Genomic DNA, 17,023 nt, shown 5'->3' with positions numbered 1-17,023 from the left:
GCCCACTCCCGCACCACCGGCTCCTTCCTCCTCATCGACCCCACCGACGGCACCACCCTCACCGCCGGCATGACCGGCAACGCCTTCCCCGAAGCCCCCGCCCGCTGAGAGCGGGCACCGGGCGGGGCTGCGTCCGGAACAACCGCCGCGGAAACGACACCGCCGTTGTGCCCCGCGGACACAACGGCGGTGCGGGGGCGGCGGTGCCCCCGGCGTCAGGACGCCAACGCGGTCAGCCGGCGCCGGTCGTGGGGCGAGGCCCTGCGGTCGAGCCGTTCCTCCAAGTGGGCGCGGGCCGCGTCGCAGCGGCCGGCCGACACCAGGGCGTACAGCAGTGATTCCTCGACGATCTCCCGCTGTGCCGCGCTGCCGCCGACCGTGCGCAGGCGCGGCAGGACGCGTTCCAGTCCGCGTGCCGCCTCGGTCCAGCGCTCGTCCAGCAGGTGCTCGAAGGCGTCGCAGAGCGGGGCGATGACCTGGCGCTGGACGCGGTCGGCGCGCAGGGCGTGGGTCCGTAGCCGCCGCAGTCCCGGGGCGTCCTGCGCGGCGGTCAGGGCGACGGCGACGTGCAGGGCGATGAACGCGGTGGCGGGGCGTTCCAGCACCTCCGCGGGGACCGTGTCCAGCACGTCGTCGATCGGTACGGGCCCTTGCCAGCCGTCGGTCAGCCGTGCCCGCCACAGGAGGGAGCCGGAGTCCACCAGGGCGCGGACGCCGCGTACCTTGCGGGGCGACAGCTGGCCCGCCCAGCGGCGGCGTACGGCGGCGGTGTCCCCGACGGCGAGTTCGTGCAGGGCGGCGTGCCAGGAGAAGTGGGCGCGGTGGGTGGCGCCCCGGCCCTGGCTGCCCAGCCACCGGTCGAGTTCCGCGCGGCCCGCTTCGTGGTCGCCGCGTTCGTAGTGGACATGGGCGAGGGCGTGCATGGCGTTGCCCGAGGCGGGTTCGGCGGCCAGAGCCTCGCGGGCGAGTGCGCCGGCCTCGTCGTAGTGTCCGGCGTCCTGGCGGAGGAAGGCGAGCAGGGAGGTGTGGAACCAGTGTCCCCGGTGTGCCGGGGCGGTGCGCTCGACCACGCGGAGCGCGCTGCCGCCGTCGAGGTCGCGCAGTCCGGAGAAGGCGATGGTGGGGACCGCGGCGGCGAGTGCCAGCAGGTCGGTGGGGTGGGCGTCCAGGTGCCGCAGCAGTGCCGCGTCGCCGTCGGCGGGGGTGTGCAGGACGCGGCGGTGGACGACGTCGACGAGGGAGCGTTCGTAGGTGCCGGCGCGTTCGCGGGCGCAGCGTCGGGCGTCGGCCAGGGCGCGGGGGACGTCGACGTCGGCGCCGCATTCGTGGCCGACCAGGGCGAGTGCGGCGTGGGCCAGGGCGAAGCCGGGGTCCAGTGACACCGCGCGGTGCAGGGCCTGTTCGACTCCTCCTCGTACCTTGAGGAGGCGGCCGATCGCGACGCGGTAGGCCGCGGCGGCGGCGGAGTGGGTGCTCAGGGGCAGGCCGGACAGGTCCACGGGCCTGCGGCCGCCGCGCCGGGCGGGGCCTCTGGCGGGGTCGGCCGTCTCGGCGAGTACGGAAGCGGCGACGGTGGCGGCCTGTTCGCGGATCTCCGGGATCGCGGTGGTCTCCCACAGTTCGCCGCGGCGGGGTGCGCCGAGGGTCCACAGGGGGCGTGGGGTGCGTCCTTCGGTGTCGCGGAGACGGCCGTGGTCGGTGGTGACGCCGAGGCCGAGGGGGTCGGGTACGGCGGCGCCCTGGTCGAGGAGGCTGCGCCACAGCGGGTCGGTCGTCTCCGCGAACCGCAGGCCGGGACCGGTGCAGTCCACCACCCAGCGGACGGTCAGGGTGTCCGGCCCGAAGCGGCCGTCGAGTCCGACCGTCAGGGTGCCGTCGGGGTGGGGTGTGACGGAGGTGACGCGGGCGGCGCGGGTGTGCAGGCGCTGGGCGCGGCGCATCCGTCCGACGGCTTCGGCGGTGGCCGGGGACATGCGGTGCCGGTGCACGTTCCACAGGGAGCTGTCGCGTTCGAGGAATTCGGCGCGTTCCTCGGTGGTCAGGGCCGTCCAGAGGTCGGGGGTGATCCGGCGCAGGCCGTCGAAGGCGGGGCGCCAGTCGCCGTGGGTGCGCAGGGTGCGGCCGATGTGCCGGTGGATCTCGGTGCGCAGTGCGGTGAGGGGGAGGTCGTGCAGCGGGGTCGCGCAGGGCGTGGCGGGCAGTGCGGTCACGGTGTGCGCGCGGGGCAGTCGGCCGTTGCGGGAGACCGCGTGGACGGTGCGGTCGGGGTGGTCGAGCAGCAGGGCGATGTCGATGGCGGTCAGTCCCGTGCCGACGAGCAGGACATCGCCCTTGCGGTCCGCGGCGCAGGGATCCAGGGCGCCCGGTGCCCAGGGGTCGGTGACGAAGTGGGCGTGGTCGCGGAGGGCGGGGGGCGCCCATGCGGCCGTGGGGCGGCTGGGGCCGGTGGCGAGGACGATGTGGTCGGCGTGGGCGGTGCCGCCGTCGGCGAGGTCCAGGCGGACGGGTCCGCCGCCGGTGGCTGTGGGGTTTCCGTGGCAGGCGGTGGCACGGGTACGGAGGCGGCGTACGGTGACGACACGTCGGGCGGCCGCGGCGGCCCGGCCGAGGGTGTCGGCGAGGTAGGCGCCGTAGCGGTGGCGTTCGGCGAAGTCGTCGCCGCGGGCGGCGGGTTCGCCGTGCCGGTGGAGCCATCGCAGGAAGTGCTCGGGGTCGTCGGGGTAACAGCTCATGTTCCGCGCGGGGACGTTGAGCCGGTGGCGTGGGTCGGGGGTGGCGTAGGCGGGGCCGCGGCCGGCTTCGGGGGCCGGGTCGATCAGCAGGATTTCGAGGGGCCGGTGGCGGCGGGCGGCCGTTTCGCAGAGTTGGACGGCCACCATGGTGCCGGCGGCTCCCGCTCCCACGACGGCCACGGTGGTGTCACGCGCATCCGGTGCTGACATGCGATTCCTCCCGACGCGGGGCCCGGCGGTACGGAAGAGGCGTGCCCGGCCCATTCCTGTGAGTTCACCGATTCAGTGAACTAAGTGATTGCTGCGGGCGTAAAGGCGTTCCCCCCGGCGTACGGGAGCGGAATGCCGTCGGCCGACGCCCGGTGGCGCGCGGGGAATTGGCGATAAAACACCCTGGTTGAAATAGCGGGAGGGCTGATAGGGTGTTCCGGTGCGCATTACGGCCAAGACGGACTACGCGGTCCGCGCGATGGCGGAGCTGGCGGCCGAGGACGGCACGCCGCTGACCGCCGAGCAGTTGTCGGCCCGCCAGGACATCCCGATGCGCTTCCTCTTCGGCATTCTGCGGGAGCTGCGGCTGGCCCGTCTGGTGCGCAGTGTCCGGGGGCCGGAGGGCGGGTATCTGCTGGCGCGTCCGGCGGCGGAGATCTCCCTGGCGGACGCGATCCGCGCGGTGGACGGGCCGTTGGCCAATGTGCGGGACATGCGGCTGAGCGAAGTGGCGTATCCGGGGGCGGCGGCGGAGCTGCCGGATGTGTGGCGTGCGGTGCGGACGAGTCTGCGGCAGGTCCTGGAGGGCACCACGTTCGCGGATCTGGCCGCCGGGGAACTGCCCGATGTGGTGCGGTCGCGGGCGCGTGAATACCTCGACGACAGCAGGCGTTACGGCCCCTGATCTTTTCCCGCACACCGGATAGCCGTGATTCTTTTCCGCGTCCCGCAATATCGGTGAATCGTTATTCCGGGTTTCCGGACGGCTTGTTACCATCCCGATTATGAATCGGCTTCAAGCTGTCTCGGTCATATACGGAACGCGCCCCGAGGCGATCAAGATGGCCCCCCTCATAACGGCTCTGGAGCGTGATGAGGCGATGCGTGTCATCACGGTGAATGTGGGTCAGCACAGGGATTCCCTCATGCTCATCCCTCCTGCACTTCGCACACGGGACGACCATAAATTCGACATATCCGGGAGCGGGACGACGCTCACCGGAATCTGTACCGACGCGTGGCGGAAGGTGTCCCGTGTGCTGGCGGGGGACGGCTGTGACGCGGTGGTCGTCCAGGGGGACACCTCCACGGCGTTCGCGGCGGCCCTCGCGGCGGTGTACGCGCGGGTCCCCGTCGTACATCTTGAGGCCGGGTTGCGCACGGGTGACCTGGGATCGCCGTTTCCGGAGGAGGCGCACCGCAAGCTGATCTCCGGGGTGGCGAGCCTGCACCTGGCGCCGACCGAGACCGCGCGGGCCAATCTGCTGCGCGAGGGGGTCTCGCCCTATGACATCCATGTCGTGGGGAACACGTCGATCGATGCCTCGCGCATCGCGTTGCGGGCGTGGGACCGGGGGCGGTCGAGGGTGCCGGCCGGTCTGGTGGACAGCGGCCGGACGGTCATCACCTTCACGGCGCACCGCCGGGAGAACTGGGACAAGATGAAGGACTTCGCCCTGGTCGTCAGCCGCCTCGCGGCGCGCTACCCGGAGACCGACCTCGTACTGCCGCTCCATCCCAACCATCTGGTCACGGATGTGCTGAGCGCGGGGACGTCGCATCTGCCCAATGTGCATCTGCTGGGTCCGGTGCCGTACGACGACATGATGAAGCTGCTGACGTGCACCCGGGTGCTGGTGACGGACAGCGGGGGTCTCCAGGAGGAGGCCGCCTCGCTCGGCGTGCCGACCGTGGTGATCAGGGACACCACGGAGCGGCCGGAAGGCATCGACGCCGGGGTGGCGGTCCTGGCCGGCACCGAGGCCGACGTCATCGAGGACCGGGTGCGGCGGCTCATGGATTCACCGGAACTCCACCGGGAGATGGCCCGTCCCAGTACGTGCTACGGGGACGGGCAGGCCGCGGAGAAGGCGAAGCAGGTGATCGCGGAATTCGTGGCGAGGTCACGTTAGCAATTCGAGTGCCTTCTGGTACTTGTTGTTGCCGACGCGGAGAATCCGCGGGTCGGCCGAGAGCCGGCGGGCCACCGTGCGCATGGCTTCGACGGCGCTCATCTCCTCGTTCTCCAGACGGCCCGACGATTCGATCTCGAATCCGCAGAACGAGACGCTGCGGGGCGAGGTCGTGGTGTAGTCGAGGGCGCCGTAGCGGACGAGCCAATCGGGTTTCTGGCCGTCGAGTGCGAAGGCCGTGGTCTGGTCGAAGAACAGCGAGAAGAAGTTGCTCTGCCGGTCGCCGAGTTCTCCCGGACGGATGGTCCACCCGGTGCGCCAGGTGGCGAGGTAGACGGAGGGAAGCATGACCTCGTCGAATTCGTTCGCCCGGGCGAACTCCATCGCGCATTCCCAGGCGAGGCCGGGGACGCTCTGGTCCCGGTAGCCCAGTGCCTCGTCCACCTTGACCCGCGTGATCACCTCCCGCCGGTCGTGGAAGTCGTTCTCGTCCGCCAGCGGCGGGGTCTTGAAGTTCAGTGTCCACCCCGGGTTGATGCGCCGCTTGCGCAGCCGGAGCGACGAACCGGACTTGAACAGGTCGCGGTCGTGGTTGTCGAAGTACAGGTCCTGGATGGCGCGCGGCGGGAAGGTGATGAGCGGCCTTTCCTCCGTGGCCACGGAACGCACACAGTCGATCAGGAATTCCTGGTCGCCCGTGTACTCGAACTTGAACTCGCGCTCACGGTTGTCGGACTGCTCCTTCACCATCACAACCTCCTCGGCCGGTGACCGATGCGTAGATGCGGATGTGCTCGCTGATCGTGTGCTCCCTGGAGAACAGCTCCGCCACGCGCCGGCGGGCCGCCCGGGGCCTGGTGCGGCGGTCGCGCCGTCCGCCCTTCAGGAGGCGCACATGCGCGTCGTCGCCCCGAAGGGTCGGGGAGGTCGGGACGAGACGCGCACGCGGCACCTCCCGGAGCACCCTCGTGGCCGCGTCGGCCGTGCCGCGCCGTGCCACGAGGCCCCGGAAGTCGTCGTGCGGCGGGCGGTTCAGCTGTCGAAGGCGGGTGTGCTGCCGAGCAGGGTGGCGCGGTCGTTGCGGTGCGGGAAGGGCGCGTCGGGTACGTCGTCGCCCAGGAAGGCGCACAGTTCCGGGAAGCCGGCGCCGGCCGTGAGGTCCATGGTGAGCAGGGTGCCGGGCCGTCCCGCGAAGTGCTCGGCGACATCGTCGTGGTGGCGCCGGTAGGCCGCGCGCAGCTTCCGCTCGTCGAAGACGGTGGTGCCGTACAGGGCGTGGTGCAGCCGGTGGTAGCGGTCGGCGACGCCCTGCTCGGCGAGGTGCCCCAAGAGGGAGCGCATGCTGTCCAGCCAGGGGTCGACGGCACGGGTGGTCAGGACGAACCGCGCGTCGGGGAACATGAAGTCGAGGTACTTGTAGCCCAGTGTGACGGAGGTGTCGGTGACGCAGTCGTACTCCAGCACCGTCCCGTAGGAGCGCGGGAAGTGCTTGGAGGTGCGTCCGAGCATCTTCAGGGCGCGGTTGAGGGACGACGTCCCGGTGCGCGCCAGTCCGATACCGAAGACCTTCACCGCGCCCCCTGGACCAGGCTCGCCCGCAGGCTGTCGCCCAGGACCGCGATGCCGCCGGGGATGTTCTCCTCGGGCACCTGCGAGAAGGCGATGCGCAGCAGTTGGCGGCCGTCCTCGGGGGTGCCGAAGAACTGCTCCCCCGGCCGGGCCGCCACGCCGCGTTCCTTGGCGAGCTTCTTGGCCCGGTCGGCGTCGACGTGCTCGCGCAGCCGCAGCCAGAAGAAGTAGCCGCCCTGGGGTACGCGCCATTCGGCGAGGTCGGCGCAGTGCCGGTTGAGGGCGGTGCCGAGGACGTCGCGCTTCTTGCGGTAGGCGGTGAGCAGGCGGGTGAGGTGGTCGTCGTACTGGCCGCTGCCGAGGAACAGGGCGAGGGCGCGGGCCGTCCACTGGCTGACGCCGAGGTCGCTGCGCGCGCCGGCCAGGATCGCGAGCAGGGGTTTGCTGCCGGCGACCCAGCCGAGGCGGAGGGCGGGGGCGATGGTCTTGCTGAAGCTGCCGACGCGCAGGACGCGGCCGCCGGTGTCGAAGGACTGCACGGAGGGGACGTCGGTGCCCTCGTAGCGCAGTGCCGCGTAGGTGCCGTCCTCGACGAGGACGACGTCGTGGGCGGCGGCGAGTTCGGCGAGGCGCTGCCGGTTGGCGGGCGGGACGACGGTGCCGGTGGGTGTCTGGAAGGTGGGGATCGTGTAGACGATCTTCACCCGCTTTCCCTCGGCCTTCAGCGCGTCGAGGAGTTCGGCCAGCGCCTCGGTGCGGATGCCGTCGTCGCCGACGGGCACGGCCCGTACGTCGGCGCGGCACTGCCGGGCGAGGGTGAGGGCGACGCCCCAGGTCGGGGACTCGACGATGGCGACGTCACCGGGGTCGAGGAAGGCGCGGAAGACGAGTTCGATGGCGCTGACGCCGCCCTGGGTGAGCATGACGTTGGCGAGGTCCGCGCCGGGGCCGAGGTCGCCGCGGTAGCGGGCCAGCAGTTCCTCGCGCAGGGTGCTCTCCCCGTAGCGCAGGCTCTCGTCGGTGGAGGAGCCGTACTGGAGGATGCCGGGGTCCTCGCGCAGCGCGGTGTCGAGGTGCTGGGCGAGCTGCCCGCACGGGAAGTGCCGTACGTCGGGGAAGCCGCCGACGAACGACCAGGTGATGTCGGACTTCTTCCCCTTGTAGCGGAACGGGGTCAGTGCCGCCACGGCGGACTGCAGGGACTGTTCGGTGTTCTGGCCGCTCATGTGCCCTCCCTTGGGTCACGCGTTGCCGAAGGTGACCAGCGTCCGTGTGTGACGGTTGTCGCGTGTCGCGTCGATGCCGCGGGCGAGGTCGTCCAGTCCGACCCGGGCGCCGATCATCTCGTCGAGCTTCAGCCGGCCCTGCTCGTACAGCGCCAGGTACCGCGGCACGTCGAGGTGGAACTTGTTCGATCCGTTCGCCGAGCCCTGGAGCCTGCGCTCGGCGAGCAGGGAGGACGCCTTGAGGGTGATCGGCGTGCTCTTGGGCACGATGCCGATCACCGTGCAGACGCCGCCCATGCGCAGCATGCGGAACGCGCTCTCCACGGTGGCGGAGGTGCCGACGGCCTCGAAGGAGAACTCCACGCCGCCGCCGGTGAGATCCTTGACCGCGTCCGCCGCGTCCTCGTCGCCGGTGACGCACAGGGTGTCGGTGGCGCCGAAGGCGAGGGCGGTCTTGAGGCGGTCCTCCTGCCGGTCGACGGCGATGATGCGGGAGGCGCCCGCCAGCCGCGCGCCCTGGACGCCGGACAGGCCGATGCCGCCGACGCCGACCACCGCCACGGTGGCGCCCGCCGGTACCCGGGCGGTGCGCAGTACGGCGCCGATCCCGGTGGTGACGGCGCAGCCGAGCATGGTCGCGGTCTCCAGGGAGATGCTCTCCGGCAGTGGGAGGGCGCACCGTTCGTGCACCAGCATCCGTTCGCTGAACGCGCCGATGCCGGAGCCGGCGTGCACGGTCTCCCCGTCGGCGGTCACCCGGGGTGTCCCGTCGGCGCGGACCCGGAGGCCGGGGGTGCGGCAGAGCGAGAGGTGCCCCTTGAGGCAGTACTCGCAGTCGCCGCAGAAGGAGGACTGGCAGACGAGGACGCGGTCCCCCTCGCGCAGCCGGCGCACCTCGGGTCCGACGGCCTCGACGATGCCGGTGGCCTCGTGTCCGAGGATGACGGGGGACGGGCCGGGCATCCGGCCGTCGAAGACTTGGACATCGCTCGCACAGATACCCGCCGCGGCGGTGCGCACAAGAATCTCCGCGTGCTGCGGTGCGGCGACCGAGACATTCTCTGTACGGGGTGTGCCGGGGAATTTCCTGGCCACTGCGGCACGGGTCAATTCGGCCTCCTGAGAAAGAGCGGCGTACCCGGGGTGCGGGCCGCGCCAAGAACAGGCGACGTGCAGGCTGTCAGACTCTAGCCCCAAGCCGGGGCAAGGCCCATCCGTTTCGATCTCCTTGCCGAAGGGCCCGAACGGGGGCTTCCGGAAAGGGAATTCGTGCTAATCTCGCCCGATTCGACGCGGAAATGGGACGGGGGTGTCCGCACGGGGAGACCTCGTCCTCGGGCGGGCGCGGCGGGCCGTTCAACAAGGGAATCTCCCGGGTTGAACACCGTCGCGGGCGCCGTGTCCGCGCAGGTCGGCGGGGATGCGGACCGGGGGTCAGCGGCCGAGGGGCACCCGCCGGGCGTTCTGCGCCGAGGTGGCACGCTTTGACGCGTGATCCCCGCGGGCGGGTACGATCCCTCGCACATCCGGGCCGCCCTGCCACGCCCTGTCGTCCGCACCTCTTCCGGCGGTTCCCGGGCCTTTGCCTTTTCACCGACGACCGTCCCGTTCCGGAGTGTTTCTCTCAGCAGGGATTGGAATCCTCAGATGCTGGACAAGGCACCGTCGTACCCTCATGGCTCGGCCGAGGAGGAACGGGCGGACGAAGAGACCGTCCGCGGTCTGCGGTCCTGGCTTTTCGGTGGCGCGCTGTCGTACGAATCGGGAGCGATCGCCGCCTGGCGCGATGCACGGACCGGGGAACTGTCGTATCCGTACCCGGAGATCACGGGGTATTTCCTCACCCTCGCCGCCGACGAGGACCTCTCCGGCGACCCGCGTGCCCGGCGCGCGGCCGCCTGGCTGGTCGAGCGGCACCGGGCGGGCGAGCGGCAGTCGCGCTCCACGGAGCCCGGTGTGGTGTATGTCTTCGACCGGTTCGTCCAGGCCACCGGTCTCGTCAACCACGGTACGGCTCGCGGTGACGAGGCGGCCGCGGAGACCGGGACGCGGCTGCTGCTCCAGGAGGCGGAGCGGATTCTCCGCGCCCGGGACATCTTCCCCCTGGCGCCCGGCAGCGAGGTGCCCCTGCGCGGCGCCTCCTGGTCGACCGCGGGGAGCCTCCATCTGCTCAAGGCGGTGCAGGGGCTGTGCCTGGCGCACCGGGTGACGGGGGCGGCGGCCGCGCTGGACGCCGCGTCCGTCGTGGTGGAGCGGTACGCGCCGCGGATCGCGGTGCTGTCCGACCAGGTGGCGGACTCCGAGGGCCGGCACTATCTGCATCCGCTGTGCTACGCCCTGGAGGGCATGTGGATGTGGGCGCGGGCGACGGGGGAGCACGAGCCGGTGCTCGGCAACGCGGCCGCGGTGCTCGACGAGGTGCTGGGCCACCGGCTGGCCGGTGGCGGCTTCCCGCAGACGGTCGAGGGCACGGAGGAGCAGTTCGACGTCACCGCGCAGATCGTCCGGCTGGGCCGGCTGCTCGGGCTCGACCCGCGGACGTGGTACACGGCCCACACCCGTCTGCGGGAGTCGGCGCGGAGCGCGGGCGGGGACGGCTGCTATGTCCCCTATCGTCCGAACCGGGCGCATCACCAGTCGTCCTGGGCCTCGATGTTCGCGCTTCAGGCGCTGCGTTCCGGCCACCGTCCGCCCTCCTGGCAGCACCTCGTCTGACCTTCGGCGATCCGACTCACGTACGGGAGACAGCATGCCCCCTCGCGATCTGCGGTCCGTTCTCGTCACCGGTGCCGGTGGGTTCATGGGTTCCCATCTCACCGAGCGGCTTCTGGACGAGGGCGTCGATGTGACCGCCGTCGTCCGCCGTACCTCCGACCAGTCACCGCACGCGTCCGCCCGCAATCTGGCGGCCCGCGGGGACGCGCGGCTGACGTATCTGCCCCTCGACCTCGCGGGAACGTCGTCGGTGGAGGTGCTGAGCGCCCAGCGGGCGAAGATCTGGGTGCATCTCGCGGCCGACGCCTATGTGCCGGCGTCGTTCACCCAGCCCAGCGCGGTCCTGCACAACAACGTCATGTCCACCGCGAATGTGCTGGACGCCGCGCTGCGCGCCGAACCGGACCTGGTGCTGGTGGCCAGTTCCAGCGAGATCTACGGCCACCACGAGGACACCATCCCCGAGTCCGCGGCGTTCCGGCCGACCACGCCGTACGCCGCCTCCAAGGTCGCCACCGAGCAGGTGGCCATGTCCTATCTGCGCTCGTTCTCCCTCCCCGTGCTGGTCGGGCGGCCGTTCAACTGCTACGGACCCCGGCATCTGTACGACGTGATCCCGCTGTTCATCGCCCGTGCGCTGCGCGGGGAGCCGCTGACGGTCAACGGCACGGGCGACCAGACGCGGGACTTCACCTATGTCTCGGACACCGTGGAGGCGTGGGTGCGGTTGTGCCTCCATGGCGAGCCCGGCCAAGTGTTCAACATCGGTTCGGGTGTGGACACGTCCGTTCTCGAAGTGGCCAAGCTCATCAAGCGGGTGAGCAACAGTGAGAGCGAGATCGTGCACGGTCCGGCACGGGCGGGAGAGGTGCAGCGCATGTGCAGCGACTCGACCGCGCTGGCGGACGCCCTGGGGTGGCGGGCGAGGGTCGGCATCGAGCGGGGTGTGGAGCTGACGGTCGAGGCCGCGCGGCGAGCCGCACGGTGACCCGTCTGGTCCTGCTGGACGCGGGCGGGGTGCTGTTCAACAACGTCACCGAGGACTCCCCGTTCTTCGCCCGTCTCGCCCGGCACTTCGCCGTGGACGAGGGCGAGCTGCGCCGCGGGTACGACGCCCGGGAGGACCTGTTCGAGACCGGCCTGACGACGGGGGCGGAGGCGGTGCTCGCGGCCGCCGCCTCGCTCGGCGCCACCGTCCGCCCCTCCGACACCGCCGAGGTGCGGAAAATGTACGCGGCCTCGGTCCGGCCCAACACCGAACTCCTGGACTTCCTCCGCCGGCAGCGGCGCGAGGACGCGTGGCGCGGCTGCCGTCTCACACTGGCCAACAACGAGGCGCAGGACTGGGACGTCGTCAAACACCGTGCGACGGGCCACCTCCATGTCTGCCACGCGCTGAGTTCGTCGTGGCTGCTGGGGGTGGCCAAGCCGCACGCCGCGTACTTCCGGGCCGTCCCCGGCCAGTTGTGGGCGGCTCCGGAGGACTGCCTGCTGGTGGACGACAACCCCGTCTGCCTCGCCGCGGCGCGCGAGGCCGGGATGTCCGTGTTCCGGTACGAGGGGAACGCGCCGCTGATCGCGATGCTCCGGGAGCTCCAGGGCGCGTCCCCGATGTCCGTGCGGCGGGCCTAGGGCCTGTCGTCACACCCCCGTCGTCCGCCCGGAGGGCGGGCCTCGCGGCGTCCGGTGCGTGCGATCTCAAGGCGGAGGGTCGTCCCGGTACCGGTCGTACCGGGACGAGCCCGACAACGCGGAGAGCGTGCGTGCCGGGCGTCGCGAGGCAGACGGGGGTGTGACGACAGGCCCTAGCGGAAGGCGGCCGGCTCGTCGAGACCGGCCGCCGCCAGCAGGTGCCCGAGGTCTTCGGGGGCCCATTCCAGGGACCACACCTGTGCGGAGACCCGGTCCAGCAGCGGCGCCATCCGGCCTTCGGCCATGTGGTAGCGGCCGTCCGTGCCCAGCCGGTCCAGTACCTCCTGGGCCTTGCTGGCGGTGATCCGGTCCCGGTCCAAGAGGCGGTGGCCGCCCAGCGTGAACGCCCCCTGGTCCGGTAGCTTCTTCTTCGCCTCCAACTCCAGGTGCCAGAACGCCTCCTCCCCCACCAGCCTCCCCTCGGGGGTCAGGGGGACGATGAGGTCCAAGGACGCCTTGATGCGCTTCTTCGAGGGCGCGTACTCGAAGGTGCGGGCGCATTTGAGCTTCACGAACAGCGAGGTGAATTCCGTCGCGGCCAGCAGGGGTGCCAGCGTCTGCCTGGTCACGGACTCGATCTTCGAGGTGGGAGAGACGCGTTGCTTCCTGACCCTCTTCACGGACCCGTCCACGAGATTCACTATCCAACGGTCCGAGGATTTCGCGGAATCATGGACATAGGCGTACACACGCGCCTTGCGTCTGATGCTCGGACGAGCCCGCGCGGCGGCCCCGCCGATGTGGAGCTGTTTTTCTCCCCGTAACACCGCGATGGCCTCGGCAAGGGCGGCGGGATTCATCTTCCAGGTGAACTCACGCTCGACGGGCATAACTGTTAGTGTAGCCAGAACATCACGACCCCGACGCGAGTGATCCCGAATTTCTTTCACCGGCGGACCGGACACGCGTAGAGGAATCAGCGATGAGTGATGACATTCCCGCTCCCCTCCGCTCACACCTGAGCGAGGAGGAGCTCTACGATTTCGACACCCGCGGATACCTGCGGAAAGAGGGATTCGTCGGCCGTGAGGAATGCGCCGAGATCCTCGCCGAGTTGGAGCCGCTGTGGCGGCCGGCGGACGGTTCGGGACTGCTCCACCGCGCCACGGTCTCCGCCGCGACGACACCGTTCTTCCGCGAACTCGGTCTGCGGATCGCCGCCGAGTCGGGCGTCTACGACACGATCAACCAGCCCTTCCGGCTGATCGAGAGCTATGCGCTGCGCCGGGTCGACGGCTCGCTGCAGGCCCTGCACAACGGGCGGAGCAACCCGAACGAGTCCGTCTTCGGCGAGAGCCGCCGGGCGATGTGGCGCGACCACACGTACCACGACGGGCTGCTGCACTGCATGATGGTCAAGGCGCTGGTCTATCTCGCCGACGTCACCACCCGCGAGGACGGCCCCTTCGTGGTCGTCGAGGGTTCGCACAAGGCCAACTATCCTTTCCCCGTCCCGCGGTCGGACATGAAGAAGGGCGGCGGAATGGACCGGCCGGGCGTTTATCCGGTCTATACGCGGGCGGGTGATCTGCTGCTGCTGAACGAGGCGCTGACCCATGGTTCCCTCCCGAAGACCTCGGAGGGCGACCGGTTGTTCCTCGCCTTCTCGTTCGCGCCGAGTTTCGTCGGGGACTACCGGAAACTCCCGAAGGATGCGCACAGCCTCAGCGAGATCGGATTCCGCGAATGATGACCGGGTGCCATTTCGCCCTGTGCGTGGGAGGTCCCTACACCCGTGCGGGTGCCGTCGTCGTCGCCACACTGGCCGCGCATTTCCCGCAGGGGACGCCCCTGACGGTGTGGGTGCTCCATTCCCGGATCAGCGCCCAGGAACGCGCCCTGTACGAGGCCGCCGTCCGCGGGGCGCGGGGTGAGGCGGCCGTGCACTTCGTGCCGCTGCCCCCCGAGGTCGTCAGGCTGCCCGTGCAGTCGGACTACATCACCTCCGAGACGTTCGGACGCCTGGCGCTGCCCCGGCTGCTGCCGCCCGAGGTGACCAAGGTGGTCTATCTCGACGCCGATCTCATGGTCCTCGGGGACCTCTCCGAGCTGTACGCCTGGGACCTGGGAGGCGCCACGCTGGCCGCCGTCCGCGAGCCGAGCGACCCGTTCTTCTGGAGCAGGAACGGCCTGGAGCACGTCTTCGAGCTCGGGCTCGACCCGCACGCCCCGTACTTCAACGCCGGTGTCCTGGTGATGGACCTGGAGCGGATGAAGGCGCGGCAGGTCGAGGAGCGCTGCCTGGAGTACGTGGGGCGGCACAGTCCCGCCCGGATGGACCAGGACGCCCTCAACGCCGTCTGCCTCGGGCACATCAGCGAACTCCCGACGAAGTGGAACGTCGAGAACTACTTCTTCAAGGCGAGTGACCGGCGGGAGCGCTTCGGCCCTCTGCTGCGCGAGGCGAGAATCCTGCATTTCGTGGGGCACAAGAAGCCCTGGCTGCACGACCAGGTCTGGCGGGCCGGCGAATGGCGCGCCTGCCTGGACGCACTGGTGCGGCGCGCGAACGGCGACGGGGCGGGGTGAACGCCCCCGGCCCGTCGGACCCGTCGCCAGGAGCCCCAGGCTCCTGGCGACGGCCGTGTTCAGGGCAGTTGCCGCGCGATGTGGCGGGACAGGGCGAGCGCGGTCAGCGACGGGTTCGCGGCGCCCGCGCGGGAGAAGAGGCACGGGCCCGCGACGGACACCCCGTCGGCGCACCGCAGCCGGCCGTCGACGTCCACGAGGTCGCCGCCGAGTGCCAGGCCGCCGCTCTCGTGGTCGAGTTCGCCGATGCCCGCGTCGTAGAACACGGCGTCCCCCGGCCGGCTCCGGGCCCGGGCGAGCGCCGCGTCGTAGGGCAGCGCCTCGTCCCCCGCCCGGGTCGTCAGCCCCATCCGCCCCGCCAACTCCTCCAGCAGCCGCTGCTGTTCCCGTCGTACGGCCGCCACCTCGGCCGCCGCCTCCGGACCGAGGGTCACCGTCGTCGGGTCGCCGACGCGGACCGTGGAGGCCGCGCCGGGCGGCTGCTCCCCCATGGCCCACATGTCCAGGAGCACCCCGGAGCCCTCCCGGCGGCGCTCGACGATCAGGTTGGAGCGGGCCCCGGGGTGGAACCCGGCGTGGACGGAGGAGTCCATCGCCTCGTGCGTGCCGCCGGGTTCGCAGACCAGCAGGCCCCGGGCCAGGTGATCGACGACGTCGTAGCGGTGGCGCGCGGTGACGCCCGAGGCCCGCAGCAGGGAGTCGGCCAGGGCGATGTTCCCGAACGTGCCCGCGCACAGCACCACTTGGCGGGCCTCGACGGCCCGGCCGTCACCGCCTTCCAGTTCCACCCGGAAGCCTCCCCCGGCGCGCTCGCGCACCCCGGTGACGCGGTGGCCGGTCAGCACGCGGTCCGCGGGGAGCGCGTACGCCGGGGAGTACGCCTCCCACAGGCCGTCGTCGAGGACGCGGATCGCGCGGGGCGTGGGGGCCGCCCGGTAGCCGAGGGAACGCAGTTCCTCCGTCATCGCTTTCTCGGTGCCGGTACGGAACGCGTTCAACGGGACGCCGTGCGCCCATTCCAGGAGTTCCGCCTCGGTCTCCTCGTACAGGCCCGGCGCGTCCCCGGCGCCCACCAGCCGGCGGCGCACCCCGGCCGGCCACTGCGCCAGGGCCTCGTCCTCGACGCGGAAGCAGATGCCGCGCCAGTAGAGGCTGCGGCCCCCGAAACGCTCCCGGTACCCGGAGGCCGGACCGTAAAGGGCGCCGGGCCGCCGGAGAAAGGTCCGGAAATGCGGGTCGTGCGCCGGGTCCACGGAAAGCGCGGAATCCTTGTGCGCGCCGATATGGTCGCGGCCCGCGTCCGCCCCGGCCTCCAGCAGCACAGGGTCGCGGCCGATCCGTCCGAGTTCCGCGGCTACCGCTGAACCGCTCATTCCTGATCCGATGACGGCGATGTCCAGCACCGTTCGACCCCATTCCTCAACGCGATGGCCTGTGGCGGGTTTTGCCGTAGCGTAGCCCTCGGCCGACCGGCCGCGAACCGGAGTGCGGTGACGGGAGTCCTTTCCCGCCGGGAACGGGTGCAGCGATACGTGTCGTCTGGTCTGGGGCAGCGATGGATGTGAGCATGCGGGCTCTCGTCGATTCCTACGGGACGCCGCTTTACGTCTACGAACTCCCGAAGGTCCGCGCCGCGGTGCGGGAGTTGAGCGGGTCGCTGCCGGAAAGCACCCGGCTGTATTACTCGGTGAAGGCGAATCCTCATCCTCGGCTCCTCGCCGAGATCGTCCGCGGCGGTCTCGGCTGCGAAGTCGCTTCGGTGCGGGAGATGAAAGCGTCCCTGGCCGCCGGACTGCCACCGCACCGCTGTCTCTTCACCGGCAACGGGAGAACGGCCGACGAGGTGGCGATCGCCCTGCTGAGCGGAGTGCGCAGATTCTCGGTGGATTCCCTCGCCGATTACCGTGTGCTGGAGAGCGCGGCACGGCGCTGCGGTACCGAGGCGGAGTATCTGATCCGGCTCAACGACCGTATTCCGGCGAGCGGCGACAGTACCGACGAGGTGTGCGCACCGGCATCGCGTTTCGGTTTCTCGCTGGATTCCGTCCACACCGCTCCGGCGATTTTCCGGGGAACGGAACTCCTGGAACCGGTGGGGCTGCGCGTGCTCTCCGGGGGCCGGGTGGCCGACACCGCCGCGCTCCTGGAGAAGTTCGAGCGGAGCATCGCGCTGGCCGCGCGGATGCTGCGGGAGTCCAGGGTCCGCCCCGGCATGGTGGACGTGGGGGGCGGTTTCGCCGCTCCGTTCGCCGAGCCCGGACGGCGTCCGGTGTACGACCGCATGGCGGAGGGGCTGTGCGCGACGCTGGACAGGTACTTCCCGCGGTGGAGGCGCGGTGATCCGGTCATCGCCTTCGAGTCCGGGCGGCATCTCGTCGCCGAGTGCGGGGTGCTGCTGACGCGGGTCGTGGACGTCGGCGAGGGCGGCGGCGCGCGG

15 protein-coding genes are annotated in these 17,023 nt (G+C 71.1%); 8 read left to right on the top strand and 7 right to left on the bottom strand.

The window, feature by feature from the left end:
* Nucleotides 1-215: 215 nt before the first annotated feature.
* On the bottom strand, nt 216-2,942 hold the full coding sequence (locus AC51EU_RS16070) for an FAD/NAD(P)-binding protein (RefSeq protein WP_496267616.1): 2,727 nt from the start codon (nt 2,940-2,942) through the stop codon (nt 216-218).
* Nucleotides 2,943-3,162: 220 nt separating this feature from the next.
* Between AC51EU_RS16070 and AC51EU_RS16065 the strand changes: the two genes are divergently transcribed.
* Nucleotides 3,163-3,627: an RrF2 family transcriptional regulator gene (locus tag AC51EU_RS16065; RefSeq protein WP_496267615.1), complete on the top strand. Its 465-nt coding sequence runs from the start codon at nt 3,163-3,165 to the stop codon at nt 3,625-3,627.
* Nucleotides 3,628-3,727: 100 nt separating this feature from the next.
* Nucleotides 3,728-4,855 carry a non-hydrolyzing UDP-N-acetylglucosamine 2-epimerase gene (wecB, locus tag AC51EU_RS16060; protein WP_496267614.1) on the top strand — a complete coding sequence of 376 codons (1,128 nt, stop codon included), beginning with the start codon at nt 3,728-3,730 and terminating at the stop codon, nt 4,853-4,855.
* On the opposite strand, the gene AC51EU_RS16055 is transcribed toward wecB, so the two are convergent.
* From AC51EU_RS16055 to AC51EU_RS16040, 4 genes are all read right to left on the bottom strand, one after another.
* Nucleotides 4,847-5,605, bottom strand: coding sequence for a CYTH domain-containing protein (locus AC51EU_RS16055; RefSeq protein WP_496267613.1), 759 nt, complete (start codon nt 5,603-5,605; stop codon nt 4,847-4,849). The two genes, wecB and AC51EU_RS16055, sit on opposite strands and share 9 nt — an antisense overlap.
* Nucleotides 5,606-5,887: 282 nt before the next feature.
* Entirely contained in the window at nt 5,888-6,427 is a 540-nt protein-coding gene (locus AC51EU_RS16050) for a sulfotransferase family protein (protein ID WP_496267612.1), read from the bottom strand.
* The gene (locus AC51EU_RS16045) at nt 6,424-7,650 is read right to left on the bottom strand and encodes an aminotransferase-like domain-containing protein (protein WP_496267611.1); all 1,227 of its coding nucleotides are present in this window, start codon (nt 7,648-7,650) and stop codon (nt 6,424-6,426) included. Before AC51EU_RS16045 ends, AC51EU_RS16050 begins: the two co-directional genes overlap by 4 nt.
* Before the next feature lie 15 nt (nt 7,651-7,665).
* Complete coding sequence (locus tag AC51EU_RS16040) at nt 7,666-8,670, bottom strand: zinc-binding dehydrogenase (RefSeq protein ID WP_496267617.1); 1,005 nt, start codon at nt 8,668-8,670, stop codon at nt 7,666-7,668.
* Between the two features lie 627 nt (nt 8,671-9,297).
* Here AC51EU_RS16040 and AC51EU_RS16035 point away from each other — a divergent pair.
* From AC51EU_RS16035 to AC51EU_RS16025, 3 genes are read left to right on the top strand one after another with little or no spacing between them, the layout of a single operon-like run.
* The gene (locus AC51EU_RS16035; RefSeq protein ID WP_496267610.1) at nt 9,298-10,365 is read left to right on the top strand and encodes a hypothetical protein; all 1,068 of its coding nucleotides are present in this window, start codon (nt 9,298-9,300) and stop codon (nt 10,363-10,365) included.
* 34 nt (nt 10,366-10,399) lie between these two features.
* Entirely contained in the window at nt 10,400-11,353 is a 954-nt protein-coding gene (locus AC51EU_RS16030; RefSeq protein WP_496267609.1) for an NAD-dependent epimerase/dehydratase family protein, read from the top strand.
* A complete protein-coding gene (locus tag AC51EU_RS16025) occupies nt 11,350-11,997 on the top strand; it encodes an HAD-IA family hydrolase (RefSeq protein ID WP_496267608.1) in 648 nt (215 codons plus the stop codon). Before AC51EU_RS16030 ends, AC51EU_RS16025 begins: the two co-directional genes overlap by 4 nt.
* Nucleotides 11,998-12,170: 173 nt before the next feature.
* On the opposite strand, the gene AC51EU_RS16020 is transcribed toward AC51EU_RS16025, so the two are convergent.
* A complete protein-coding gene (locus AC51EU_RS16020) occupies nt 12,171-12,626 on the bottom strand; it encodes a hypothetical protein (protein ID WP_496267607.1) in 456 nt (151 codons plus the stop codon).
* Nucleotides 12,627-12,979: 353 nt separating this feature from the next.
* On the opposite strand from AC51EU_RS16020, the gene AC51EU_RS16015 reads away from it, so the two are divergent.
* The gene (locus AC51EU_RS16015) at nt 12,980-13,747 is read left to right on the top strand and encodes a phytanoyl-CoA dioxygenase family protein (protein WP_496267606.1); all 768 of its coding nucleotides are present in this window, start codon (nt 12,980-12,982) and stop codon (nt 13,745-13,747) included.
* A 26-nt stretch (nt 13,748-13,773) separates the two neighbouring features.
* Nucleotides 13,774-14,586, top strand: coding sequence for a glycosyltransferase family 8 protein (locus AC51EU_RS16010; protein WP_496267605.1), 813 nt, complete (start codon nt 13,774-13,776; stop codon nt 14,584-14,586).
* Between the two features lie 59 nt (nt 14,587-14,645).
* Here AC51EU_RS16010 and AC51EU_RS16005 read toward each other — a convergent pair whose 3' ends face one another.
* Entirely contained in the window at nt 14,646-15,989 is a 1,344-nt protein-coding gene (locus tag AC51EU_RS16005) for an FAD-dependent oxidoreductase (protein ID WP_496267604.1), read from the bottom strand.
* Nucleotides 15,990-16,153: 164 nt separating this feature from the next.
* On the opposite strand from AC51EU_RS16005, the gene AC51EU_RS16000 reads away from it, so the two are divergent.
* Nucleotides 16,154-17,023: type III PLP-dependent enzyme domain-containing protein (locus tag AC51EU_RS16000; protein WP_496267603.1), on the top strand; the 870-nt coding region annotated here is incomplete at its 3' end.

The organism is Candidatus Streptomyces philanthi, from assembly GCF_059553635.1.
Note: the sequence above shows the minus strand (reverse complement) of the source record. Positions and strands in the feature narration are given on the sequence as shown.

Excerpts from the sequence above, each read along its gene's own strand:
- AC51EU_RS16070 (WP_496267616.1), bottom strand. The coding sequence starts at position 2,942 with ATGTCAGCACCGGATGCGCGTGACACCACCGTGGCCGTCGTGGGAGCG.
- wecB (WP_496267614.1), top strand. The coding sequence starts at position 3,728 with ATGAATCGGCTTCAAGCTGTCTCGGTCATATACGGAACGCGCCCCGAG.
- AC51EU_RS16055 (WP_496267613.1), bottom strand. The coding sequence starts at position 5,605 with ATGGTGAAGGAGCAGTCCGACAACCGTGAGCGCGAGTTCAAGTTCGAG.
- AC51EU_RS16045 (WP_496267611.1), bottom strand. The coding sequence starts at position 7,650 with ATGAGCGGCCAGAACACCGAACAGTCCCTGCAGTCCGCCGTGGCGGCA.
- AC51EU_RS16035 (WP_496267610.1), top strand. The coding sequence starts at position 9,298 with ATGCTGGACAAGGCACCGTCGTACCCTCATGGCTCGGCCGAGGAGGAA.
- AC51EU_RS16030 (WP_496267609.1), top strand. The coding sequence starts at position 10,400 with ATGCCCCCTCGCGATCTGCGGTCCGTTCTCGTCACCGGTGCCGGTGGG.
- AC51EU_RS16015 (WP_496267606.1), top strand. The coding sequence starts at position 12,980 with ATGAGTGATGACATTCCCGCTCCCCTCCGCTCACACCTGAGCGAGGAG.